This is a genomic window from Kribbella sp. NBC_01510, from assembly GCF_045040325.1.
Classification (GTDB): domain Bacteria; phylum Actinomycetota; class Actinomycetes; order Propionibacteriales; family Kribbellaceae; genus Kribbella.
This window is the reverse complement of record NZ_CP109418.1, coordinates 5,698,942-5,723,530: the sequence shown is the minus strand read 5'-3', so window position 1 is coordinate 5,723,530 and position 24,589 is coordinate 5,698,942. Positions and strand designations below refer to the sequence as shown.

The following is a 24,589-nucleotide window of genomic DNA, read 5'->3' as shown; positions in this document are numbered from 1 at the left end:
CACGACCAGTTGGATCGTCGGCATGAAGACGATCCTGTTCGCGCTCCGCGTCAGTGACCTCGGCCGGTCGCTCGAGTTCTACCGGGCCGTGGGCTACACCGAGCTCGGCACTGTCCCGTTCGATGACGGATCCAGCCTGGTCTGGCTCAAGCTGCCCGGCGAGACGTCGGTGTCGCTCGAACTCGTGCACACGCCGGGCGCGGGCCCGGTCGAGGCCGGCGGCTTCGAACACTTCGCCATCGAGGCCGACTCCCTCGACACCACCCTCGAGCGCCTCACCGCAGCCGGCCTGAACCCAGGCGCCCCCGAACTCCCCGGTGGCCCCGAGGGCCCGAAGACCTCCTGGCTCACAGACCCCGACGGCTACCGCATCGAGCTGGTCGAGTGGCCACCCGGCGGCCCACCCGTCCCCGACCAGTTCTGATCGGCCGATCTTCGGAAAGGAATCGTCACCCAGTGGCAGCAATGTTCCGGAAATGAGCAATGGTGCCGCACCGGCCACTGTCGCAGCATGGCTGACGACCCTCCGCGGTGCCCGGGTCCACGAGGCATGAGTACGGCGAGCGGGTCGGGCGGACCGCTTCGCTGAGGTTGGTGCGGCCGCGGCGGTGATGGATGGAGATCGGCTGCTGCTGACTCGGCGGAGCGACAACGGTGAGTGGTGTCTGCCGGGTGGTGGAGTCGCTCCGGGCGAACGGCCGGCTGAGGGCGACCCTCGCCCGCCCGTCAGCGGCGGAGTAGTCGGCGGAGAATGAGGGCTACGATCGCGCCGATGATGTACGGGCGGGCTCGGCGGGCCAGCACGGGGAGCAGTGTTGTCCCGAGGTTGAGCGACACTTCCGCGACGGTCTCTGTTTCAGGCTCCGTGCTTGTGCGGGAGGCGGTCGAGGTGTCCGCGGGTGACGGGGGCCGGTCAGGCGAGGTGGCGCCCGCGGCCGATGCTGCACCTCCAACTGACACTGCACCTCCGGCTGACGTGGTGCCTTCGGGTGACGTGGCTGCGTCAGCTGACGGTGCCGGCCCGGCCTGAGCGGCCGGCGAGGTCGGCTCAGCCGCGGGTGCGGCGGCAACCGAGGCTGCCAGGCCCGTGGAAGGCGCCGCCTCGACTGGGGCTTCCAGTTTGGTGACCAGGCACGCGATGAAGTCGTCGAGGAGTTTGTTGGAGACCTCCTGGATCAGGCCGCGGCCGAACTGGGCCGGCCGGCCGGTGATGGTGAGGTCGGTGGCGACGGTGACCTCCGTGGACGTCGGCCCGGACGCGGTGAGGTACGTGGTGACCTTCGCGATCGCCGTACCGTTGCCGCGCCGGTCCTTGCCCTTGGCCTCGATCACCGCGTGGTGATCCGCCGGATCGCGCTCGGCGAAGGCGCCGTTGCCGGTGTACTGCAACGAGATCGGCCCGAGCTTCACCTTGACCGAGCCGGTGAACTCGTTGCCGTCGTACGACGTCAGGGTGGCGCCGGGGAAACACGGCACCACCCGTTCGAGGTCGTTGAACGCGGCCCAGGTCTGCTCGATCGGAGCCGGTACGACGAACTTGTGCTCCAGCCTCATCCGGTACCTGCCGCAGCCAGGACCGCCCGCCGGGTGAGCACCGTCGCCAGATGCCGCCGATAGTCCGCATCACCATTGATGTCGGTCACCGGCGACGTCCCCTCCGCGGCCCGGGCAGCGGCCTCGCGCACCGCTTCGGCTGTCGCGGGCCGGCCGATCAGCGCATCCTCGACCGCGCTCGCCCGGATCGGCGTCGACCCCATGTTGCCGAGCGCAACGCGCGCCTCCGCGATCGAGTCGCCGTCCAGCCGGACGGCCGCCGCGACGGACACGATCGACCACGCCTGGGCGACCCGGTTGAACTTCTCGTAGTGCGCTCCCCAACCGGTGTACTTCGGCACCCGGATCTCGACCAGCACTTCGTCCTCGGCGAGCGCCGTACTGAACACTCCCTGGAAGAAGTCCGCCGCGGCCACGGTACGCCGACCATCCGGCCCGGCTATCACGAACGACGCGTCGAGTGCGACCGCCACCGCGGGGAGATCACCGGCTGGATCGGCATGGGCGAGCGAGCCGCCGAACGTGCCGCGGTGCCGGATCTGCGGGTCCCCGACCGTTGCCGTCGCCAACGAAATCAACCGGGCATGCTCGCCGACCAGCGGATCGGACTCCACCGTACTGTGCGGTGTCATCGCGCCGAGGACCAGCGCGTCCCCGTCGTCACGGATGCCCCGCAGCTCGTCGATCTTGCCGAGGTCGACGATCGTCTCCGGCGCCGCCAGCCGCAACCGCAGCACCGGCGTCAGGCTCTGCCCACCGGCCAGCACCTTCGCGTCGGAGTGCTCACGCAGCAAGGCCACTGCCTCGTCCACCGACGTCGGGCTGAAGTACTCGAACGCCGCGGGAATCATGACTTGGCTCCTTCCTGCAACGCCTTCCACACGCGGTACGGCGTACATGGCATCGCGACATCCGTCACACCGAGGTGCCGGACCGCGTCGACAATCGCATTGACGACCGCCGGCGTGGACGCGATCGTGCCGGCCTCGCCGACACCCTTCACACCCAGCTGGTTCGTCGTCGCCGGAGTCTCCGTGCGTGCCGTCTCGAACCTCGGCAGATCGGGCGCGCCCGGCAGCAGATACTGGTCGAACGACCCGGTGACCAGCGTGCCAGAATCGTCGTGCACCGCCTCCTCGAACAGCGCCTGCGCGATGCCTTGCGCCAGACCGCCGTGCACCTGCCCCTCGACGATCAGTGGATTGACCACGACTCCTACGTCGTCGACGCTCACATAGGACCGGATGGTCGTCGCCCCGGTCTCGGTGTCGACCTCGACCGCGCAGAGGTGGGTGCCGTGCGGGAACGAGAAGTCGTCCGGGTCGAGGGTCGCCTCGGCGTCCAGGCAACCTTCCGCCGAACCGTCCAGCTTGTGCCCCTGGAAGACCGCGAACGCGAGCTCGGCCATCGTCATCCCCGACTCGGTACCGCGGACGCCGTACCGGCCGGCCGTGAACTCGAGGTCGTCGACATTGGCCTCGAGCAGCTGGGCCGCGATCGGCTTCGCCTTCTCGATCACCCGGTCGGCCGCGGCGAGCACCGCCATCCCGCCGACCGACAGCGAGCGGGAGCCGTAGGTGTCCAGGCCACGCGGGGCGACCTGCGTGTCACCGTGCAGGACTTCGATGTCCTCGAACGCGACGCCGAGCCGGTCGGCGACCAGCTGGCTCCACGCGGTCTCGTGCCCCTGGCCGTGCGGGCTGGTCCCGGTGATCACTTCGACCTTCCCGGTCGGCAGCATCCGGACCGCCGCGTGCTCCCAGCCGCCGCCGACGTACCCCATCGAGCCGAGCCAGCGCGACGGCGCCAGCCCGCACATCTCGGTGTACGTCGAGATACCGATGCCGAGCTGGACCGGGTCGCCGGCCTCGCGCCGCTTCAGTTGCTCCGCGCGCAGCTCGTCGTACCCGAAGAGTTCCTTGGCCTTCGCGGTCGCCGCCTCGTAGTTGCCGGAGTCGTAGCGCAGCCCGGACACCGTCGAGAACGGGAACTCCTCGTGCTTGATCCAGTTCCGCTCGCGGATCTCCAGCGGGTCGGCGCCGACCCGGACCGCGAGCTCGTCCATCAGCCGCTCGATCGCGAACGTCGCCTCCGGCCGCCCGGCGCCCCGGTAGGCGTCGGTCCAGGTCGTGTTGGTGAAGACGTTGGTGATGCCGAGGCGGTACGACGGGAACTTGTAGATGCCGTTGTACATGAAGGCCCCGAGCAGCGGGATCGCCGAGGTGACCAAACCGAGGTACGCGCCCATGTTCGCGATCAGGTCGACCTTGAGCCCGGTCACCGTGCCGTCGGCGTTCGCGGCCAGCGTGAGCTTCTGCCACTGGTCCCGGCCGTGGTGCGCCGCCATCAGCGACTCGGACCTGGTTTCGTTGTATTTACAGGGCTTTCCGGTGTGACGCGCCGCGATGACCGTGAGCACTTCCTCCGGCGTGAACTGGAGCTTGCCGCCGAAGCCACCGCCGACGTCCGGCGCGATCACGCGGATCTTGTGCTCCGGGATGCCGAGCACCAGTGCGATGAAGATCTTCACGAAGTGTGGCACCTGGGTCGACGACCAGACCGTCATCTGCTCGGTGGTCGGATCGACGACGATCGAGCGAGGTTCCATGAACGCCGGGATCAGCCGCTGCTGGCGGATCTCCTTCTCGATCACGATCCCGCCGTCACGGGCCGCCGCGATCGCCGCGTCCACGTCGTCACCGGAGCCGGCCTCGGCCGAGTCGTAGGACCAGACCGCCGACACGTTCGTCCCGAGGTCCGGGTGGGCGATCACCTCGTCCGCGGCCGCGGCCCGCAGGTCGAGCGCGGGTGCGAGTTCCTCGTAGTCGACGTCGACCAGATCGGCGGCGTCGTTCGCCTCGGCCGCGTTCCGCGCGATGACCATGGCAACGATCTCGCCGGCGAAGGCGACGTGCTCGACCGCCATCGACGGGTGGACGGGGGCCTTCTGATCGGAGACGACGGCCCACGCGTTCGGCAGGCCGCCTTGCTCGTCGGCGATGTCCGCACCGGTCAGGACGGCGATCACACCGGTGGCAGCGCGGGCCGCCGCGGTGTCGATGGCGGTGATCCGGGCGTGCGCGAACGGGCTCCGGACCATCGCGAGATGCAGCATGCCGGGCAGGACGATGTTGTCGGTCCAGCGGGTCCGGCCGGTGATCAGGCGCGCGTCCTCCTTGCGGCGGCGCGGATTGCCGATCTCGGTCGCCGGGCGGTCCTCGGTGGTGGTCATCGGCCACCTCCCGCGGCGGCTGCGGCCCGGACGGCCTTCACGATGTTCTGGTAGCCGGTGCAGCGGCAGAGGTTGCCTTCGAGGCCGAGGCGGACCTCGTCCTCGGTGGGATCCGGATTGTCGGCAATCAGATCGATGGATTGCATGATCATGCCGGGTGTGCAGTATCCACACTGCAAGGCATGGTTCTCGTGGAAGGCCTGCTGCATCGGATGCAGCTGCCCGTCGGTCGCGAGGCCCTCGATCGTGGTCACCTCGTGCCCGTCGGCCTGGACGGCGAACAGTGAGCAGGACTTCACGCTCCGCCCGTCCAGGTGCACTGTGCAGGCGCCGCAGTTGCCGGTGTCACAGCCGACCACAGTGCCCGTCTTTCCCAGCTGCTCGCGCAGATAATGCACCAGCAGCGTGCGCGGCTCCACGTCGTCCGTGAAGCTGCTTCCGTCGACCTCGACCGTGATCCGGGTCATTGCCCCGCCTCCAGATGTCAGCAACCGCCGTACGGTTGATCCTGCTCCGCTGTGATCTCGACCACAAGAGATCGGATCAGTGGTGGATGCGGCCCGCGCGTCGCGAGAGGCGGTCGCCGGCGCCGCCCCAGTGCTGGGCGATGATCTCGGCGGCGATGCTGACGGCGGTCTCCTCCGGGGTGCGGGCGCCGAGGTCGAGGCCGATGGGGCTGGCGAGACGGTCCAGCTCGGCGTCGGTCAGACCGGCTTCCCGGAGCCGTTCGAGGCGGTCGTCGTGGGTGCGGCGGGAGCCCATCGCACCGATGTAGGCGACCTCGGGCAGACGCAGCGCGACCTCCAGTAGCGGTACGTCGAACTTCGGGTCGTGGGTGAGCACACAGATCGCGGTCCGGCCGTCGATCCGGCCCGCGGCGGCCTCGGCGGACAGGTAGCGATGCGGCCAGTCGACGATCACCTCGTCGGCAGACGGGAAGCGTGAAGCGGTCGCGAAGACCGCCCGTGCGTCGCAGACCGTCACGCGATAGCCGAGGAACGACCCGAGCCGCGCGACCGCGGCCGCGAAGTCGATCGCCCCGAACACCAGCAACCGCGGCACCGGCGCGTACGACGACACGAACACCCGCATCCCCTCACCTCGCCGCTGCCCGTCCGGCCCGTACTCCAACGTCTCCGTACGGCCGTTCTCCAGCAGTCCGCGAGCGTCGTCGACCACCGCGTCGTCGGCCCGCTCCGACCCGAGACTCCCGGCGACCGGCCGGCCCTCCGGTCTGACCACCAGCCGCCGGCCGACCCGCGCCGGATCCGGGTGCGCGACCACGGTCGCCACCGCCACCGGACGCCCGGCAGCGATGTCGCCGGCCACCTCGGCGAGCTCCGGGTACGACGTCCGGTCGATCCGTTCCACGAAGATATCGATGATCCCGCCGCAGGTGAGGCCCACGGCGAAGGCCGACTCGTCGCTGACGCCGTACCGCTGCAGGACCGGCTCGCCCGAGGCCAGGATCTCCTCACCGAGCTGGTAAACGGCGCCCTCGACGCAGCCGCCCGAGACACTGCCGACGGCTTCCAGGCCGGGCCCGACCAGCATCACCGCACCCGGTTGCCGCGGCGCCGAGTCGAACGTCGCGACGACGGTGCCCACGGCAACCGACTCCCCCGCGTCCCACCAGGTCATCAACCGCTCCAGCACGTCACGCATCGGCGACCACCTCCAGAAGGTCCGCGAAGCTGGCCAGGCTGTGCCCGGCGACGAGGTCGTCGACGTGCGGTAGGACGGCGACGATCCCGGCCTGCACCGGCAGGTACCCGGGCTTGCCCCGATGCGGGTTGAGCCAGACCACGCGATGCGCCAGCCCGGCCAGTTGCTCCAGTTGCGCCCCCAGCAGCGCGGCGTCCCCGCGCTCCCATCCGTCGCTGCAGACCACGACGACGGCACGCCGCGCCATCCCCCGCCGGCCCCAGCGGTCCAGGAACACCTTCAGCACCTCGCCAAGGCGGGTACCACCCGACCAGTCCGGTACGACGTCCCCCGCCGCACGGAGCGCGAACTCGGCGTCGCGGCGACGCAGCGCCGGGGTCACCCGGGTCAACCGGGTGCCGATGGTGAAGACCTCGACCGAGCGCGGGGCCTGCTGGACCATCGTGTGCGCGAGCCGCAGCAGGCTGTCGGCGTACGGGCGCATCGAGCCGGAGACATCGACGAGTACGACGATCCGGCGCGGGCGGGTGCCGCGCCGGCGGTACTGGACGCGGGCCGGCTCGCCGACCTGTCGCAGCTGGGCCCGGAGCGTCCGCCGCGGGTCGATCTCCCCCCGGTACGACGGGCGTCGCCGCGTCGCACGCCGGACCGGAACTCGCGGCCGTAGCGTGCCGAAGAGTCGCGCCAGCTCGGCCCGGTCGCTCGCCGAGAGTTCGGCGACATCGCGGTGTCGGAGGACTTCCGTCGTGCTCGCGGAGACGTTCACGGTCCGGTCGCTGTCCTCCCCCGCGGCGCCGTCGTCGGCATCGAGTGCGGCCTGCACCGAAGATTGCGGCGTACGGCGGACAACCCCGCCCGACCGCTCCCCGGAGAACCAGGCCGAGAAGACCTCGTCGTACTTCGCCGTATCGTCCGGTCCACTGCAGAGCGCGGCTCGGCCGGACCAGTACACGTCGGCGGTCATGGTCGCATCGAGGGTGGCGACCGCTCGGAGGAAGACGTGGACGCGGTCGGCGGTCACGGCCAGACCCGCGTACCGCAGGGCCGATGCGAAGCCGGCGAGGGCGACATCGGGTGTGGTCATCTCGGCTCAGCTCGCCAGCAACCGGTCGAGCGACGCGCGGACGCGGTCGATGTCCTCGCGGTACTTCAGGACCGCGCCGAGGGTCGCGGCCGCGGTCTCCACGTCGAGGATGTCGGTGCCGAGGGCATCGAGCGCGCGAGCCCAGTCGAGGGTCTCGGCGACGCCGGGCGGCTTGAGCAGGTCGAGTTCACGCATCCGCTGCACCGACCGGGCGACCTGTTCGGCCAGGCGGGCGGACACCTCGGGCAGGCGGGTGCGGACGATCTCCACCTCGCGGGCCAGGCCCGGGTGGTCGATCCAGTGGTAGAGGCAACGGCGCTTCAGCGCGTCGTGGACCTCGCGGGTGCGGTTGGAGGTGAGGACGACGATCGGCGGCTCGTCGGCGGTGATCGTGCCGAGCTCGGGGATCGTCACCTCATGCGTCGAGAGCACCTCGAGCAGGAACGCCTCAAACTCGTCGTCGGCGCGGTCGATCTCGTCCACCAGCAGGACGGCGGGACTCTCGCGGAGCGCCCGCAGGACCGGACGGGCGAGCAGGAACCGCTCGTCGAACAGGCTCTTCTCCACCTCTTCGACGACCGCGTCGGAGCTGGTCGCCTCGACCGTGCGCAGATGCAGGATCTGGCGCGGGAAGTCCCAGTCGTAGAGGGCCTGGGACGCGTCGATGCCTTCGTAGCACTGCAACCGGATCAGCTCGACGCCGAGCGCTTCCGCGAGGGCGGCGGCGAGGGAGGTCTTGCCGGTTCCGGGCTCGCCTTCCAGCAGCAGCGGCCGATGCAGGGCCAGCGCCAGGTACCCGACCGTGGCCAGGCCCTCGCCGGCGAGATACCCAGTCCCCCGCAGACGCTCGGCAAGCTCACTCGCGGAGCCGACGGGGTTCATCTGCCCAGCATCGCCCCCGTCACCCCGGGATGCCAAGGCTCAGCCCGGCCGGTGTCCCTCCGGCAGTTGCCCGACGGTGTCCACGTCCGCACCCTCCGCGAGATCCGAACACTCGATCTCCACCACAGCGTGTTCCTTCAGGTACGCGCGGGCGCCCTGGTCTCCACGGGCCGAGGCGATCACCCCGTCCCAGTGCTCCCGCCCCAGCAAGACCGGATGGCCGGGCCGGCCGCCGTAGACGGCTCGCACCAAGGCACGCCGGCTCCCGGCGGCCGTGATCCGCTGGAGGACGGAGACCGTCAGGCCGGGGACATCGACAGGAACGACGAGCACGCCCTCCGGCCCGGCATCGGCGTCGTAGCCGACAGCGGCGTCCGCGCCGACGGCGTCATCCGAACCCGCGGCGTCATCCGAACCCGCGGCGTCATCCGAACCCGCGGGGTCGTCCGAGCCCGCGGGGTCGTCCGAGCCCGCGGGGTCGTCCGAGCCCGCGGCGGCTCCCAGGGCGGTGAGGCCGGTGCGGAGGGAGGCGCCCATGCCTTCCGGCCAGTTCGTTGCCTCGACCACCTCGACCGGCATCCCCGCGAGCTCTGCTCGCACCTGCTCCGCCGCGGCTCCGACGACGACTACGACCGGCGCGCAACCTGCGTCGTCGAGCAACCGAGCGGCGCGCACCACCCAGGTGACTCCGTCGGGGTCGTGAACCAGCGCCTTGGGGCTGCCCATCCGGCGGCCGGCTCCGGCGGCGAGCACCATTCCTGCGATCTTCACTCTCGGAGGGTAGCGATTTCACAATCTGGGCAGTGATGTGTACCACGCGGCCGTCGGGGTGGGACATGGCACGATGTTTGACGTGACGACTACTGCGGATGGCCTTAAGGCTCTTCCTCTGCTGTTCCTGGGACAGAACACCGACCCGCACTCGGAGCGGGGTGTCGAGTGTCCGGGCGCGTTGCCGCCGGCGTCCGACCCGGATCTGGTCGAGCGGGCGCTGAAGGCGAAGGCGGCGCTGGGTGACCAGGTGTTCGTGCTCGGGCATCACTACCAGCGCGACGAGGTGATCCAGTTCGCGGATGTCACCGGTGACTCGTTCAAACTGGCCCGGGACGCGGCCAACCGGCCGGACGCGCCGTACATCGTGTTCTGCGGTGTGCACTTCATGGCCGAGTCCGCGGACATCCTCACCAACGACGAGCAGACCGTGATCCTGCCGGACTTGGCGGCCGGTTGCTCGATGGCGGACATGGCCCGGATCCAGCAGGTCGAGGCGGCCTGGGACGCCCTCGCCGACGCCGGGGTCGCGGACGTGACCGTGCCCGTCACCTACATGAACTCCAGCGCCGACATCAAGGCGTTCTGCGGCCGCAACGGCGGCGCGGTGTGTACGTCGAGCAACGCGGACACCGCGCTCGAGTGGGCGTTCGAGCAGGGCGAGAAGGTGCTGTTCCTGCCGGACCAGCATCTCGGCCGCAACACCGCCGTACTGAAGATGGGCATCTCGCTCGACGAGTGCGTGGTCTACGACCCGCACAAGCCCGGTGGCGGCCTGACCCGTGAGCAGCTGGCCGCGGCGAAGATGATCCTGTGGCGCGGGCACTGCTCGGTGCACGGGCGGTTCACGGCCGAGTCGGTCGACGACGTACGGGCGCGGGTCCCAGGCGTCAACGTGATCGTGCACCCCGAGTGCCGGCACGACGTCGTGACCAAGGCGGACCTCGTCGGCTCGACGGAGTACATCATCCAGACCCTCGAGACGGCCGAGCCCGGTACGTCGTGGGCCGTCGGCACCGAACTCAACCTCGTCCAGCGGCTGGCCAAGCAGCACACCGACAAGAACATCGTGTTCCTGGACAAGGCGGTCTGCTACTGCGCCACGATGAACCGGATCGACCTCCCGCACTTCGTCTGGGCGCTGGAGAACCTGGTCGCCGGCCACGTCGTCAACCCGATCAAGGTCGACCCGGACACCGAGAAGTACGCCAAGCTCGCCCTCGACCGCATGCTCGCCCTCCCCGGCAAAACCGCCCGCGACTGACCCACCCCGCCCGCCGCCCCGCCACCGACCGGCTCCCGTTCGAGGGGATATCCGGCTCTCCTGCTGGATGTGTGGGTGGTGGCCGACGTGTCGCGTCCTCGGCGGGGGCCGGATCCGTTGACCTGAGACAGCTTGTGGTGGGCGGGGAATCTGCAACATCAGGTCCCCGCCCACCACGTCCTGTGTGAGACCCCCGGGCCGACAGCGGGATCGCTGCGACCTCGGACAGGTACCAGGGACCGCGGACGCCCATGATGAGCCGCCGATCGAGACCTGCCGACGGCACAACCTGTCCGGCGACCCCAGCTGGTGTCCCAGGTCCCGCAGATCCGCACCGATCCCACCGTCAACCCCACGAACCCGCCCCGGCTCCCGCTGCGCCGTGTCCCGCCCGGCTCCCGCTCCGCCCGTGCCCCACCCGGCTCCCGCTCCGCCCTGCCCCGCCCGGCTCCCACTCCGCCGTGTCCCGCGGTGCGGTCGGTTCGGTCCGGGCGGAGGCTGATGGGGGGCAACTGGAGGCTGGGACGTGCAAGGTCGACAGGAGGTGTCGGCCCCAGCCCGGCCGGGCCAGCCGATCTCACGCGTGAACGCCTCGCCCGACCGGCACCCTGGACCGACACCACCTGTCGAGCTGCACACCGACCAGCCTGACTCACCTCGCCCACACATCCAGCAGAACAGCCGGATATTCCCTTGTCTCGTCCGCGGAGGCACGAGGCGATTTGTCCATGGGAGGCACGGGCCGGTCGTCCGTAGGCGGGCGCCGTGGTTGTCACTGGGAGGCGCGGGCCGGTCGTCCGTAGGCGGGCGCCGTGGTTGTCACTGGGAGGCACGGGCCGGTCGTCCGTAGGCGGGCGCCGTGGTTGTCACTGGGAGACGCGGGCTGGGGTGTACCAGGTGGCGAGGATGTCGGGGAGGCGGTCGGGGCCCCAGCGGTCGACCGGGGTGATGCGGCCGCGGAGGGATGCGAGGCCTTTGGCGAGTTCGCCGACGACGTCGCCTCGCCAGGAGACCGCGATGCCTTCGCCGGGGCCGACGATGACGGCCGGTCCGCCGCGGTCGACGCAGACGACCGGGCACCCGGACGCCAGGGCCTCGGTCACCGCCCAGCCGGCCGCCTCGCGCAGCGCCGGCGCGAGCAGGGCGTCGGCGCGGAACATCGCCGCGAGCACGTCCTCCCGCGGCAGCTGACCGGTGAACTCGACCCGGTCGCGGACCCCGAGTTCGTCGGCCAGCCGCTCCGCGCGCCGCCAGTCCGGCCCGTCGCCGATGATCCGCAACTCCCAGTTCGCCGCCTCGGGACGCGCCAGTGCGCTGATCCCGAGCAGCACGCCCTTCCACGGGATCAGCCGCCCGACGAACAGCGCCGTCTTGATGCCCGGGGCACCGAACGGCTCGTACGGCCCGGACGCGGTGAACCGCCGGATCGCGACATTCGGCTGCACCGCGATCTCCCGCGCGTACGGGCGGAACGCCTCGGCAACATCGTTGTTCTGGGCAACCATCAGGTCGGCGCTCTGGGCCAGCTTGCGGCCCGTGACGCGACGACGGAGGCCGGTGAAGGCGCGCCGTACCAGCTCGGCCGTCAGCCCACGCGGCCCGAGCCAGTGCGCCATCGACAGCGGCGCCGTGGTCGACCCGCCGACCGGTCCCCAGATCACCTTGGCCGACGACTGCTCGACCACGCCGGCGGACATCCAGTCGACCGCGAAGGTCAGATGGTGGATCACGTCGAAGGTGTGCTGCGCGTGCAGCTCCCGGGCGGTACGACGGGCCAGCCCCTGCCACAGCGGGTAGTACCAGTACACGTCCGACGGCCGGCGCCGCAGCCGCAGGACCCACTTCGGCAGCTCGAGCGGTACGACGGTCAGCCCCGGAACCGGCCGGATCGCCAACTCCTCGGCGATCTCGTGCGCGAACTTGCCCCGGGTCAGCAGCCACACGTCGTGATCACGTGCGGCGGCCTTCGCCCAGGCCCAGCCGGCCCCCGGTTCCGAGCCACCCTGCGGCCGGCATGCGTAGGCACTGAGCAGAACCTTCGGCCGGGCCGGCATCAGCTCATCCCCTCCAGGAGCCTGCGCAGATCGGTGCTGGACGTCGAAGCGGTGTACGGGAAGTAGTGCACCCGCGCGCCGACCTCGCCGAGCAGCCTCTCCAGTCTCATCCCCTTCTCGGTGCCCTTCCAGTCATCACCTTTGAAAAGAACGTCGTACCGGAGCTGTTTCCACATCTCGAACTTGTCGCTGGACCAGTCGCTGACCACCTCGTCGACCAGGCCGAGGGCCCGGACGACGTCCATCCGCTCGTCGTGCGGGACCACCGGCGGGCGACCCTTGATCCGGGCCACCACCTCGTCCTCGACGACGCCGGCGATCAGGTGGTCGCACTGCTCGCGGGCCCGGCGCAGGATGTTCAGGTGGCCGATGTGGAACATGTCGTAGACCCCGGGCGCGTAGCCGACGATGCCCATCAGCCGTTCGCCCCCAGCACGGCCATCTCCCGGTACCACTTGGCGAATGCGGCCGCGAGGAAGAGCAGGTTGGCCGCGAGCAGAGCGCCGTACAGGACGACGAACAGCGACGGCGTGCCGAAGGCCAGGAAGACCAGGCACAGGATGCCGTAGTCGGTCGGTGCGATGAGCAACGACTTGAGCACGGAATCGCCACGCTGGTTGGGCTGCTGCGCGCCGCCGTGCCGCCGGCGCAGCTGGTCGATCAGGATCAGCCCGAAGAACAGCACCGACGACATGCAGACATAAGCCAGCGGGACCAGTAGCACCAACTCGTTGCTGAAGGCATCGAAGCGGTAGAACGAGATCAGTACGGCGCTGTGCAGCAGGACGATCTTGATCGAGTCGATCATGTGGTCGAGCCACTCACCGAGCGGCGACCCGCCACCGCGCAACCGGGCCAGTTGTCCGTCCGCGGAGTCCAACCCGTACCCGAGCACCAGTAGCGCGGTCACCGCGAGCGCCAGCGGCAACGACGGTCGAACCAGCGCGATCAAGATGATGCCGATCAGGGAACAGAAGCCGGAAGCCAGGCTGACCTGGTTCGGCGTCCGGTGCCCGAGGAAGGCGGCCGCCGCGAACACCCGCCCGATCCGCCGGTTCACGAACCGCGAGTACGCCGGCGTACCCGCCGAAGGCTTCTGCGCCCGGGACAGCTGTCCAACCGTCTCCCGCAACGAGGTCATGGGGCCTCCCGCCCTGGACTGAGGAGTGGAGGGAGCCCGGTCATGGGGCCCCGGTCTGGACTGAGGAACGCAGGGAGCGAAGCGACCGGAGAGACGAGGGAAGACCGGGAGCCAAGCCCCATGACCTGCCGCGCCGGAGGCGCGGCATCCGACACAGCGACTGGACCGACTAGGGAAGACCGGGAGGTAGAGCCCCATGACCCTGCCGGCGCCGAAGGCCCGGCCAAAAGCACAGTCATGCGACGGAACTGCGGGACTGGCGCTGGTCGATGGCGGCGCGCAGGATCGGGCTGCGGGAACCGCGGCCGGCCGGCAGGACGGTGATCAGCGCGGGCGGGATCCCGTCGAGCTCGTCCACTCCCAGCACACCGTCCAGGCGACTGGCGGCGAACACGGTCCGGACCTCCAGTACGTCGGTCAACCACTCCGGCCGTACGCCGTCCACGACGACCACCTCGTCGACACACCGCAGGTTCTCGAGGATCTGGGCCCGCTCGACCAGCGGGACGAACGGCCTCGCACCCCAGGCGTCCAGCGCCCACTCGTCGGTCAGCACACCCACGACCAGCCGGTCGCAGGCGCGGCGAGCCCGCTCGAGTACGTCGACATGGCCGACGTGGAACAGGTCGAAGACCCCGGCCACACATCCGATCCGCGACAAGCTTCCATCCCCCAGCAAAAGCGCTGCCCCCTGCGACTCTCGGACGGAGCCCTGTGTCGATGTGCCCGGTGCGACGCGGCCCCCCACGTCAGCGGTGACTTTATACCGTTCGCGCACGGCCCGCCCAGCGTCCCCGTCGGGTCCGGCCGCTGTCCGCGTGCCGGGCGATCGCATCGGTGTAGATCCTCTCCGTCGCCGCGAGGTCACGCTCCGGGGTGAAGCGATCGAGATAGACCTGTCGGGCTCGTTCGCCGAAGGCTATCGAAGTCTCGGGATCAGCGACCAACCCCATCGCCTTCCGCAGTCCCTCCGGATCGCCGGGCTCGGCCAGCGCCCCCGTCTCGCCGTCGTCGACCAGCTCCGCGAGCGCGCCGAGCCGGGACGCAACCACCGGGACGCCGTGCGCGAACGCCTCCACCACCACGAGTCCGAAGCTTTCATACGAACGCGCCGGTACGACGGCGGCGCGCGCGGACCGGAGCACATCCATGCCGGCCGCCCAAGGCAGCTGACCAAGCACCTGAACAGACCGGTCCCGCCGAGCCCGTTCCTCCGCCTCGGCGCGCAGCGGTCCGTCGCCGACGACGACCAGCTTGCCGAGCGAGGAATCCCAGGCCTGCAGGAGATCCGCGAACCCCTTGTCCTCGACCAGCCGGCCGAGGAACACCACGCCCTCCCCAGGGCCACTGCGCACCGCGCCGGCGTGCGGTACGGCGTGCGGCTTGACCACGAACTGATCCGGGTCGTAGCCGGCGGCGACGTACCGGTCCCGGACGAACTCGGACGGCACGACCAGCGTGGTGACGTATCGCTGCCAGGTGTGCAGTGTGTTGTGGACGCCGATACTCGTGGCCAGCGGCAACGTCTGCACGCGGGACTCGCGATAGCAACCGTGCCGGACGGCGGCCAGCGGAAGCTTGCCCACACAGGACTCGCACGGCCGGCCGTCGCGCTGCAGGACCGCGTTGGCGCACAGCAGCCGGAAGTTGTGCAGTGTCGCCACGACCGGCAGGTCCAGCCGGTACGCCGCGCGCAGCACCGAGGCGCTGAACAGCGGGAACGTGTTGTGGATGTGCACCACATCGGGCCGCTGCGCCTGCAATAGATGTGTTAAATCGCGTTCCGCCGAAAATGACCAGACGGAGTGGAACGGTAACAGTGCGCGATCTTTTCGGCTCATGGCGGCGATATCGTCGCTGTTCCGGGCGTACAGGTCGATCTCATGTCCTGAGTTACGCAATAAATCAACCGTTTGCGCGACGACGGTGTTCTCGCCACTGGGTTGACCCGTCCGGTAACGGTTGTGCAACATGGCGACCCGCATGGGCACTACCTTAAGTCTCGCGGTGGCTACACCTGGTTCACGGGGTAATGCAACGCCCGGAGGGTGCATTGAGGAAGTTGTGGTTCACAGCGCTTATCGCCGCTGCGCTAGCCGTCGTTACCGTGGCGCTCCCCGTCATCGCCAACGAGAACAAGGCGACAACCGCGGCCAAATCAGGTGTCGCCGACTCGGCGGCCTCCCACGTCCTCCCCTCGCACCGCGTCCCCAAGACGCCCGGCGCACCGGCGAGCAAGCCGCCGAAGGCCACCCGGACGGCCGGTCCTTCGACGAAGCCGAGCACGACCCGGCCCACGGCCAAGAAGCCGGGAACGACGACCCCCACTCCCCCGGTCCCGACGGTCCCCACCGTGGACTCCGACGAGGCAGGTCCGGCTGTCGCAGGTCCGTGCAGTGGCGTGGTGATCAAGCCGAGCGACGACGCCCAGTCGATCATCAACGCGAAGCCCGCCGGCACGACGTTCTGCTTCGCCGCCGGAGTGCATCGGATCGCGCAGACCCTTCGTCCCAAGGCGGACCAGGTGCTGGCGAGCGCGGACCGCGCCGTCCTCAGCGGGTCCGTGCCGCTGACCGGATGGGCCAAGTCCGGCGCGAACTGGGTGGTGCGTGGAGCGCTGCCCGCGGCGTACGGGATGAGCGGGCAGTGTGAGGACAACAAGGCGAACGTCTGCTACCTGCGGGAGCAGGTCTTCGTCGACGGCACGCACCTGACCCGGGTCGCGAGCGCCTCCGCGGTCTCCGACGGCAGTTTCTACGCCGACTACGCGGCGAACGCGATCTACGTCGGCAGCAACCCGGCCGGGCATGCGGTGGAGATGTCGAAGACCGCGACCGCGATCGAGTCGGGCGCGACCGGCGTCGTCGTACGCGGCCTCACCATCGAGCACTTCGCCAGCGCACCCCAGGCGGGCGCCCTGGTGTCCGGGCCCGGCTGGAAGGTGACCGCCAACGATGTCCGCTGGAACCACGCCGTCGGCGTGATGCTGGTCAAGGCCAACAACACGAAGGTGGACAAGAACCTGATCCACCACAACGGCCAGCTCGGCCTCGGCCAGTACAGCTCGGCCGCGGCATCCGTGACCCGCAACGTGATCAGCTCCAACAACACCGACGGTTTCTGGATCGCCGACTGGGAGTCCGGCGGGATCAAGTCGACCCGGTCCTCCGGCACCGTCAGCGGGAACGTGATCAAGGCCAACCTGGGCATCGGGATGTGGGCCGACGTCGCCGACGACGGCCGGGTGATCAGCTCCAACCAGATCGTCGGCAACGCCGCCGACGGGATCCGCTTCGAGATCAGCCGCAACGGCACGATCGAGAACAACACGGTCAGCGGCAACGGGTTCGGCACCGGCCGCGGCTCGGGTACGTCGCTGTGGGACGGCGGCGGGATCAACATCAACACCTCGTCCGGCGTGACCGTCAGCGGCAACAAGGTGTCCGGCAACGTCAACGGCATCACGATCCAGTCCCGCACCCGCGGCACCGGGCCGTGGGGCACGTACCTGCTGCGCGACATCCGCGTCTCCGGGAACACGATCGAGATGACCGGCGGCACCCAGGCGACCGGCATGGTGCAGAACTCCGGCTCCCCGATCCCGGCCGGCGAAGTCGTGTTCAGCGGCAACAAGTACGTGCTGGACGCGCTCGGCGCGCAGCGGTTCGCCATGGCCGGCGCCAAGCTGACCGCGGCCGGCTGGCGCGACGCCGGTCTGGACACGGTCGGCAGCTTCCTCGCGAACTGATCGCTTGCCGACCGCAACATATTTGTGCACTACGTATTGCCACGACTACCTGAGGTAGTAGTAGTCTGCGAAGCGAAGCCGCGCCATGGGGGGTGCGCTCAGGGCTCACCTGTGCCACCGGAGGCTCCGCTCTATGAAGACAGCTACCGCAGTTCTGGCGATCGTTGCAGCAGGCACCTTTGCTGCCGCCGTCACCGCCCTGCCGGCGCACGGCGTGCCGGCCGGCGACCCGACCGACCTGATCCCCGGCCTGCTGCCCGATGATCAGTCCGCGACTCCCCCGCCGGCCGACGGCACCTTCGTCACCGGGCCGTCGCAGGCGCCGGCCTGCACCGGCGTCACGATCACACCCGCCCAGGACGCTGCGACGATCGTCGACGACGCCCCGACGGGTACGACGTTCTGCTTCACGGCCGGCCTGCACCGGGTCACCGAGACGATCCACCCGAAGGCGAATCAGGTGCTCGCCAGCGACCGGGGCGCCGTACTCACGGGATCGGTCCAGCTGACCAAGTGGTCGGCGAACAACGGCGACTGGGTGAGCACGGGAGCCTTGCCCCCGGCGTACTCGCCCACGGGGCAGTGCGAGGACAACACGGCGAACATCTGCTACCTGGCCGAGCAGCTCTTCCTGGACAGCAAGCACCTGACCCGGGTGGCAACGCGCGACAAGGTTGCTCCCGGCACCTTCTACGCCGACTACGCGGCGAATGCGATCTACCTCGGCAGCAACCCGGCCGGGCACGCGGTGGAGATGTCGAAGACGCCGACTGCGATCGAGTCCAGCGCGACCGGCGTCACGGTGCGCGGGCTGACGATCGAACACTTCGCCACCCCGCCGCAGGGTGGTGCGGTGGTGCTCGGGCTGGGCTGGAAGGTGGTCGCCAACGACATTCGCTGGAACCACGCGGTCGGCGCGATGCTGGTGAACGCAGACAACGCCGTACTCGAGCGGAACCACATCCACTCCAACGGCCAGCTCGGCGTCGGCCAGTACAACACGAAGTCCGCGTCGATCTCGGCCAACGAGGTCAGCTACAACAACACCGACGGTTTCTGGATCGCGGACTGGGAGTCGGGCGGGATCAAGACCACCTGGTCCAGCGGCGGCTGGGTGAGCGGCAACCTGATCCAGTACAACCGCGGCGTCGGGCTGTGGAGCGACGCCTACGACGACGGCCGCACCTTCGCCGGCAACCAGATCGTCGACAACGCGGCGGACGGGATCCGCTACGAGATCGGCCGCAACGGCGTAATCGAGGACAACTTGATCACTGGCAACGGCTTCGGCAACGGCCGTGGCTCGGGGACGTCGCTGTGGGACGGCGGCGGGATCAACATCAACACCTCGTCGAACGTGCAGGTCCGCGACAACGTGGTCGCCAACAACGTGAACGGCATCTCGATCCAGTCCCGCACCCGCGGCTCCGGGCCGTGGGGACAGAACGTGCTCCGCGACATCGTTGTCTCCGGCAACCAGGTGACGATGCGCGGCGGCACCACCGCGACCGGCATGGTGCAGAACTCCGGCGCCGTCATCCCGGCCGGCGAGGTCACGCTGAACGGGAACACCTACATCCTCGACAGCCTGACCGCTGAACGGTTCCAGAAGGCCGGCCAGTGGTACACCGCCCAGCAGTGGCGCCAGACCGGCCAGGACACCACGAGCGCCTTCAGGATCGGGCAGGCGATCCTGGACGCTACGGGCGTGCTGACAGTGCGCTGACGTGCTCGACCAGCAGCTGGCGGAACACCGCTGAGTCGCGCAGGTCGGGCGTGAAGATCGAATCCACGCCCAGCAACGCATCGACCACGGCGGCCGGCTCGCTCACCCCCGCGATCGCGGCCTTGAGCCGGTCCGCCTGCGGGTCGTCCACGGCCGGAGTCTTCAGCACGTAGACCATCCAGGCCGCGACGGCGAGCGAGATCACCCGCGGCTCGGCTCCTGCCGCCAGCCGATCGCGGACTGTACCGAGCATCCGGACCGGCAGTTTCACCGAGCCGTCCATCGCGACCTGGGCGGTCCGATGCTTCAACGCCGGGTTGGCGAACCGCTCCAGCACGCTCGCGCCGTACTCGGCCAGGTCGAGGCCGTCGGGCGGGGTGAGGGTCGGTACGACGTCCTCGGTCATCAGCGCGCGGGCCAGCGTGGACAACTCTTCGTCCTGGACCGCCTCCGCGATGGTCGCGTATCCGCGCAACGCGCCGAGGTACGCGAGCATCGAGTGGGTGGCGTTGAGCATCCGCAGCTTCGCCTGCTCCCACGGCGCGACGTCCGCCGTCAGCACCGCGCCGCCCCGCTCCCACGCGGGTCGGTCGCCGGCGAAGTCGTCCTCGATCACCCACTGCAGGAACGGCTCCGCCACCACCACCGCCTCGTCGCGTACGCCGAGCAGCCGGGCAGCCTCATCCCGGTCGGCCTCGGTCGTCGCGGGCACGATCCGGTCCACCATGCTGGCCGGGAACCGGGTCGCCTCGAACACGTCGGGAACCTTGCCCAGCGCATCGAAGTAGTCCGTCACCAGCTTCCGCAGGAAGGGGCCGTTCGCAACCAGGTTGTCGCAGGACACGATCGTCAGCGGCTCCACCCGCCGCGCCAGTCCGGCTGCGAGCTGACCGACCACGGTCCGCGGCGGCCTGCCGGTCAGGTCCGCCTGGATCTCCGGGTCGTTCAGGTCGAGCCCTGCGCCGGCGGCACGGTAGCCCTTCTCGGTCACGGTCAGCGTCACCACGGACACCGCCGGGTCCGCGATCCGGGCGACCACCGCCTCCGGGTCCTCCGGTGCGGTCAGGACCTCGCGGATGCTCCCGATCACCTGCACCGACGGATCACCGAGTCCGCGCTCCAGAACGGCGTACAGGCCGTCCTGGGGGGCCAACTGGTCCCGGACGGTCGCGGAGCGCTGGCTGATACCGGCGATCCCCCACCGCGTCTCACCGCTGACGACCGCGGCCCGCTCGGTGACCACGGCCTGGTGGGCGCGGTGGAATGCACCGAGTCCGAGGTGGACGATGCCGACCGACAACGCGCGCGGGTCGACCTCGGGGCGGACGGGGAGGTTGGTGAGACTCAGCCTGCTCATACGTTCCCATTTCTGAAATAGATGCTGTCACTCTGAGGGTTCCCAGCCGTTGACCGGGTCCTTCGGGTCCTTGTCGCCGAGGATGTACGGCAGGCCCATCAGGAAGGTGCGGCCGGGACCGGAGTTGGCCGGGCGCGCGTACATGACCTTGCCCTTGTTGGCCTTGGCGTAGGCGAGCAGCTCGTCGGCGCTGCGCGGCGGCGCGGGGACCTTGGCCGGCAGGTACTCGAGCAGCGGCCCGGATGGGTAATAGGTGACGGTGACGCCGCTGTTGCCGGCCAGCTCCTGCATCTTCTGCGCAGGCGGCAGGTAGTCCTTCATGCCAGGGATCCGGCCGGCGTACTTCGACAGCAGGTCGATCCACAGCCCCTGCTCCTGGCTGGCCGCGAGACCGTCGGTGCCGGTGAGCACGAGGTCGATGTCGACCCGGTTCGCGTTCTGCTGGGCCTTGACCTTGCCGGACAGCTCGGGCGCCGGCGCCTTCGAGTAGGTGACCTTGGAGATCACGTCGTGGTGCTGCTGGACGAAGTCGTCGATCATCGGCTGGGTCAGCTGCAGGTTGCCGGCCACGTCGAGGATGTTCAGCGTCACCGCCTTCGACGGCTTGTCCGGGACGTCGCCGGTGCTCCCGGCGGCCGGCTTGTTGGTGGTGGGGGCGCCGCACGCGACGAGTGCGGTGAGCAGGCCGGCGACGACGATCGTGCCGATTCTGCGCTGGACGGGCATCGGGATATCTCCTTGGATCAGGGGCGGACCCGGCGTACTGACCGGGATTGATCACCAGGCGGATCAGGAACCAGGCGCGGGGCCGGTGGAGTCGCGGACGACGAGTTCGCCGTGCAGGGTGCCACGGGTGTCGACGGAGCCGTCCGGGTCGTCGAGCAGGGTCAGCAGGAGCTCGACCGCGATCCGGCCGGCCTCCTGTTTCGGCAGCCGGACCGTGGTCAAAGCCGGTCGGGCCATCCGGGACATCGCGATGTCGTCGACGCCGACCACACTCAGATCGCCGGGCACCGAGATGCCCCGGGCGTGCAAGCGGGCCAGCAATCCGATCGCGACCAGGTCGTTGTAGGTGATGACCGCGGTGGCGCCCGTGGCGACGACCTGATCCGCCGCGGCGATGCCACCTTCGTACGTCGGTGCGAAGTTGCCGACCGGGGTCAGTGTGGCGCCGTGCTCCTCGACCGCGTTGCGCAGGCCGAGACCGCGATGCTGGGTCGACCAGGACTTGACCGGTCCACCGACCCAGGCGATCCGGCGATGGCCGAGCGCGACCAGATGGGCGACGGCCTGGCGCATGCCTTCCTCGTTGTCGTACGTGATGCCGGGGATGCCCTCGGCCGCGCGGTTGACCAGGACGACGTTGGTGTCCTGGGCGATCGCGGACAGCTCGGCGTCACTTGCCCGGGGCGAGCAGAGGACCACTCCGTCGACCTGTTTGGACAGCGCACGGACGAGGCCGACCTCGGCGACCGCGTCCTCGTCGGTGTCCGCGACGAAGACGGCGACGTCGGACCGGCGGGCGCGGGCTTGCACGCCCTTGGTCAGGCTGGCGAAGAACGGGTTGGCGAGATCGGGCACGACCAGGCCGATCGTGCCGGTCCGGCCGGTGATCAGACCGCGGGCGGCGCGGTTGGGCAGGTAGCCGAGCTGCTCGACCGCGGCGGCGACCCGGGCCCGGGTCGCGGCATTGACCATCCCCGGCATCGAGATCGCCCGGGACACAGTGGACGGCGACACACCCGCTAGCCGCGCCACATCCCGGATCGTCGCCGGCATGGTCACCTCCTCAGGTCAACCACCCCGGGCGCAGTTCGCCGACCGCGCACCCTCCGGGTACGCCGAAGGCGGCTCTTCTCTCACCCTCCGAGCGAAGCGAGGGGCTGATGCTCCACGGCAGTCTGCAATCGGTTGCAGTGTCGTGTCAAGCTCTCACGCTGCGTGCTCTGCGGCCTGCCCAATTCGCCTTGTGGACAAGTACTTGTGCGGACATGAGAGCACTGCAATCCTTTGCAGAGTCCGTTGCAGCCCCTGTGAACCGGAGGACCCATGCCGAAGGCCCTGCAGCCTCATCCGGACCGCGCCCTGCCCGCCGGCGAGGCCCGTGCCGTCGCCCGCCGGATCCACGCGTCGACGAAGGACCTGCCGCTGCTGTGCCTGCACGGGCACGTCGACATCAGCCTGTTCGCGACCGACGCGCCGTTCGGCGACCCGGCCGAACTGCTGGTCGTGCCGGACCACTACGTCACCCGGATGCTGATCTCCCAAGGCATCTCCCCCGACCGCCTCGGACTTCCGCGCCGCGACGGCAGGAAGACGGCCGACCCGCGCGAGATCTGGCGGGAGTTCTGCGCGAACTGGCACCTGTTCCTCGGGACCCCGAGCCGGTACTGGCTCGAGCACGAGTTCGCCGAGGTCCTCGGCGTGACCACGCATCCGTCGGCCGAGACCGCCGACGAGCTGTACGACCAGATCTCCGCGCGGCTCGCCGAGCCGGAGTTCCGGCCCCGGGCGCTGCTCGACCGGTTCGGGATCGAGCTGATCTCCACCACGGACGCAGCGACCGACGACCTCGCCCAGCACGCGAAGCTGGCGGCGGACCTGCCCGGCCGGGTGATCCCGACCTTCCGGCCGGATGCCGTCGTCCACCTGGATCGGCCCGGCTGGCCCGGGCTGGCAGAGCAACTGGGCGCGCTGGCCGAGGTCGACACCTCGACGTACGACGGTTACCTGCAGGCGATCCGGCTGCGGCGGCAGGCCTTTGTCGCGGCGGGTGCGCGGGCGACGGACCACGGTCATCTGAGTGCGGCCGCCGTACCGCTGTCCGATGGGGACGCGGCGCGGATCTATGCGAGTGCGTTGAAGGGCGACGTGTCAGCCGAGGAGGCGGCGGCGTTCGCTGGGCACATGCTGTACCAGTCGGCGGTGATGTCGGCCGAGGACGGCCTGGTGATGCAGTTGCATCCGGGCGTCCTGCGGGATCACGATCCGGCGATCCACGCGACGTACGGGCCGGACCAGGGGCACGACATCCCGGTGGCGACGGAGTTCACTCGGTCGCTGCGGTCGTTGCTCGAGCGGTTCGGGCACGCTGCCGGTTTCCGGATCGTGCTGTTCACGGTGGACGAGACGGTGTACTCGCGGGAGCTCGCGCCTCTGGCCGGCGTGTATCCGGCGGTGCGGCTCGGCGCGCCGTGGTGGTTCCTGGACAGCCCGGACGGGATGCGCCGCTTCCGCGAGCTCGTCACCGAGACGGCCGGCTTCTACAACACCTCCGGCTTCGTCGACGACACCCGTGCCTTCCTCTCGATCCCGGCCCGGCACGACCTGGCCCGGCGGATCGACGCCGGCTACCTGGCCAACCTGGTCGTGCAGCACCGCCTCGACGAGGACGACGCTCTGCAGGTCGCGCAAGACCTCGCCTACAACCTCGCCCGCGACACCTACCTCGGCTAACGCGCCCACCGCGGCACCTGCGAGTGTGCTTGCGGCGGGGGCACCTCCTGGCTGCCGCGGACAAAATAGCGGCTCTTCTGCTCGATGTGTGGGTGGTGGCCGGCCTGCCGTGTCGAGGTCGGTGGGCGGACCGGGATCCGGTGACTTGAGAAAGCCCGTGGTCCAGTCGCTGCCCCCCGGCATCCGGCCGGCAGCCTCCAGACGCCGGAGTCCCGAAATGCTTGCGCCGCCCGGAGTATTGATGGGCGCGGTTGCCGCGACCTCGGACAGGTACGGGGGACCTCGGACACCGCACAGCCTGTCCGAGGCACCCAGATCGTGTCCCAGCCCCCGGAGATCGCCACCGGTCCCACCGCCGGCACGACGAACCCGCCCAGTCACTGCACCTGCCCGCCGGTGCGGGCTGGTCGGGTGCGGACGGTTGCTCGCGGGGGTGCGGACATGGCTGAGGTGTGCCAGCTCGACAGGACGTGTCAGTCCTGGCCCCGACCTGGCCGGCCGGGGCGACGCGTGAATGCCTCGCCCGACCAGCACCCCAGGACCGACACCACCTGTCGAGCTGGCACGCCCAGCGCAGCCAGGCGGTGCGGTACAGCTGCGGTATCCGAAGGGGTGGGTGGGTGCCGACCTCGCTCACTTCGCCCACACATCCAGC

Annotated in this window: 22 protein-coding genes; 6 read left to right on the top strand and 16 right to left on the bottom strand. The window is 69.9% G+C overall.

Annotated features, from left to right (window positions below; translation table 11 throughout):
• Nucleotides 1-22 precede the first annotated feature (22 nt).
• Both OG558_RS28580 and OG558_RS28575 read left to right on the top strand, forming a co-directional pair.
• Complete coding sequence (locus OG558_RS28580) at nucleotides 23-424, top strand: VOC family protein (protein WP_405065757.1); 402 nt, start codon at nucleotides 23-25, stop codon at nucleotides 422-424.
• A gap of 187 nt (nucleotides 425-611) precedes the next feature.
• Nucleotides 612-755, top strand: a complete 144-nt coding sequence (locus OG558_RS28575) for an NUDIX domain-containing protein (RefSeq protein WP_405072228.1) — start codon at nucleotides 612-614, stop codon at nucleotides 753-755.
• Here OG558_RS28575 and OG558_RS28570 read toward each other — a convergent pair.
• The 8 genes from OG558_RS28570 to OG558_RS28535 form a co-directional block, all read right to left on the bottom strand.
• Nucleotides 727-1,554 carry an SRPBCC family protein gene (locus OG558_RS28570; protein ID WP_405065756.1) on the bottom strand — a complete coding sequence of 276 codons (828 nt, stop codon included), beginning with the start codon at nucleotides 1,552-1,554 and terminating at the stop codon, nucleotides 727-729. The two genes, OG558_RS28575 and OG558_RS28570, sit on opposite strands and share 29 nt — an antisense overlap.
• Entirely contained in the window at nucleotides 1,551-2,405 is an 855-nt protein-coding gene (locus tag OG558_RS28565) for an FAD binding domain-containing protein (RefSeq protein ID WP_405065755.1), read from the bottom strand. Before OG558_RS28565 ends, OG558_RS28570 begins: the two co-directional genes overlap by 4 nt.
• Nucleotides 2,402-4,786: a xanthine dehydrogenase family protein molybdopterin-binding subunit gene (locus tag OG558_RS28560; protein ID WP_405065754.1), complete on the bottom strand. Its 2,385-nt coding sequence runs from the start codon at nucleotides 4,784-4,786 to the stop codon at nucleotides 2,402-2,404. The genes OG558_RS28565 and OG558_RS28560 overlap by 4 nt, the downstream gene beginning before the upstream one ends.
• A complete protein-coding gene (locus OG558_RS28555) occupies nucleotides 4,783-5,253 on the bottom strand; it encodes a (2Fe-2S)-binding protein (RefSeq protein WP_328521933.1) in 471 nt (156 codons plus the stop codon). Before OG558_RS28555 ends, OG558_RS28560 begins: the two co-directional genes overlap by 4 nt.
• A 76-nt stretch (nucleotides 5,254-5,329) precedes the next feature.
• Nucleotides 5,330-6,451 carry an XdhC family protein gene (locus OG558_RS28550; RefSeq protein WP_405065753.1) on the bottom strand — a complete coding sequence of 374 codons (1,122 nt, stop codon included), beginning with the start codon at nucleotides 6,449-6,451 and terminating at the stop codon, nucleotides 5,330-5,332.
• Entirely contained in the window at nucleotides 6,444-7,535 is a 1,092-nt protein-coding gene (locus tag OG558_RS28545) for a vWA domain-containing protein (RefSeq protein WP_405065752.1), read from the bottom strand. The genes OG558_RS28550 and OG558_RS28545 overlap by 8 nt, the downstream gene beginning before the upstream one ends.
• A gap of 6 nt (nucleotides 7,536-7,541) precedes the next feature.
• Nucleotides 7,542-8,417, bottom strand: a complete 876-nt coding sequence (locus OG558_RS28540) for a MoxR family ATPase (RefSeq protein ID WP_328521936.1) — start codon at nucleotides 8,415-8,417, stop codon at nucleotides 7,542-7,544.
• Nucleotides 8,418-8,456: 39 nt separating this feature from the next.
• Nucleotides 8,457-9,188 carry an NTP transferase domain-containing protein gene (locus tag OG558_RS28535; RefSeq protein ID WP_405065751.1) on the bottom strand — a complete coding sequence of 244 codons (732 nt, stop codon included), beginning with the start codon at nucleotides 9,186-9,188 and terminating at the stop codon, nucleotides 8,457-8,459.
• Nucleotides 9,189-9,270: 82 nt separating this feature from the next.
• On the opposite strand from OG558_RS28535, the gene nadA reads away from it, so the two are divergent.
• Nucleotides 9,271-10,452, top strand: coding sequence for a quinolinate synthase NadA (gene nadA, locus OG558_RS28530; RefSeq protein ID WP_405065750.1), 1,182 nt, complete (start codon nucleotides 9,271-9,273; stop codon nucleotides 10,450-10,452).
• Between the two features lie 866 nt (nucleotides 10,453-11,318).
• Here the strand turns inward: nadA and OG558_RS28525 are convergent.
• The 5 genes from OG558_RS28525 to OG558_RS28505 all read right to left on the bottom strand — a co-directional run bounded on the left by OG558_RS28525 (nucleotide 11,319) and on the right by OG558_RS28505 (nucleotide 15,620).
• Nucleotides 11,319-12,506 (bottom strand): glycosyltransferase, encoded by a 1,188-nt coding sequence (locus OG558_RS28525; protein ID WP_405065749.1) that lies wholly within the window; start codon nucleotides 12,504-12,506, stop codon nucleotides 11,319-11,321.
• The gene (locus OG558_RS28520; protein ID WP_329475684.1) at nucleotides 12,506-12,922 is read right to left on the bottom strand and encodes an adenylyltransferase/cytidyltransferase family protein; all 417 of its coding nucleotides are present in this window, start codon (nucleotides 12,920-12,922) and stop codon (nucleotides 12,506-12,508) included. Before OG558_RS28520 ends, OG558_RS28525 begins: the two co-directional genes overlap by 1 nt.
• Nucleotides 12,922-13,647, bottom strand: a complete 726-nt coding sequence (locus OG558_RS28515) for a CDP-alcohol phosphatidyltransferase family protein (protein WP_405065748.1) — start codon at nucleotides 13,645-13,647, stop codon at nucleotides 12,922-12,924. Before OG558_RS28515 ends, OG558_RS28520 begins: the two co-directional genes overlap by 1 nt.
• Before the next feature lie 235 nt (nucleotides 13,648-13,882).
• Nucleotides 13,883-14,308, bottom strand: coding sequence for an adenylyltransferase/cytidyltransferase family protein (locus tag OG558_RS28510; RefSeq protein WP_405065747.1), 426 nt, complete (start codon nucleotides 14,306-14,308; stop codon nucleotides 13,883-13,885).
• A gap of 100 nt (nucleotides 14,309-14,408) precedes the next feature.
• Nucleotides 14,409-15,620: a glycosyltransferase gene (locus OG558_RS28505; RefSeq protein WP_405072227.1), complete on the bottom strand. Its 1,212-nt coding sequence runs from the start codon at nucleotides 15,618-15,620 to the stop codon at nucleotides 14,409-14,411.
• Between the two features lie 134 nt (nucleotides 15,621-15,754).
• Between OG558_RS28505 and OG558_RS28500 the strand changes: the two genes are divergently transcribed.
• Together OG558_RS28500 and OG558_RS28495 are read left to right on the top strand one after the other, a co-directional pair.
• Complete coding sequence (locus OG558_RS28500) at nucleotides 15,755-17,395, top strand: right-handed parallel beta-helix repeat-containing protein (protein ID WP_405065746.1); 1,641 nt, start codon at nucleotides 15,755-15,757, stop codon at nucleotides 17,393-17,395.
• A gap of 133 nt (nucleotides 17,396-17,528) precedes the next feature.
• A complete protein-coding gene (locus tag OG558_RS28495) occupies nucleotides 17,529-19,121 on the top strand; it encodes a right-handed parallel beta-helix repeat-containing protein (RefSeq protein ID WP_405065745.1) in 1,593 nt (530 codons plus the stop codon).
• Here OG558_RS28495 and OG558_RS28490 read toward each other — a convergent pair.
• From OG558_RS28490 to OG558_RS28480, 3 genes are all read right to left on the bottom strand, one after another.
• Nucleotides 19,096-20,478, bottom strand: a complete 1,383-nt coding sequence (locus OG558_RS28490; RefSeq protein WP_405065744.1) for a mannitol dehydrogenase family protein — start codon at nucleotides 20,476-20,478, stop codon at nucleotides 19,096-19,098. The genes OG558_RS28495 and OG558_RS28490 overlap by 26 nt on opposite strands.
• A 27-nt stretch (nucleotides 20,479-20,505) precedes the next feature.
• On the bottom strand, nucleotides 20,506-21,204 hold the full coding sequence (locus tag OG558_RS28485) for an extracellular solute-binding protein (RefSeq protein ID WP_405065743.1): 699 nt from the start codon (nucleotides 21,202-21,204) through the stop codon (nucleotides 20,506-20,508).
• A gap of 63 nt (nucleotides 21,205-21,267) precedes the next feature.
• Nucleotides 21,268-22,257, bottom strand: coding sequence for a LacI family DNA-binding transcriptional regulator (locus tag OG558_RS28480; RefSeq protein WP_405065742.1), 990 nt, complete (start codon nucleotides 22,255-22,257; stop codon nucleotides 21,268-21,270).
• 270 nt (nucleotides 22,258-22,527) lie between these two features.
• Here OG558_RS28480 and uxaC point away from each other — a divergent pair, with 270 nt between their 5' ends.
• Nucleotides 22,528-23,934, top strand: a complete 1,407-nt coding sequence (gene uxaC / locus OG558_RS28475) for a glucuronate isomerase (RefSeq protein WP_405065741.1) — start codon at nucleotides 22,528-22,530, stop codon at nucleotides 23,932-23,934.
• The last annotated feature ends 655 nt before the right edge of the window (nucleotides 23,935-24,589 follow it).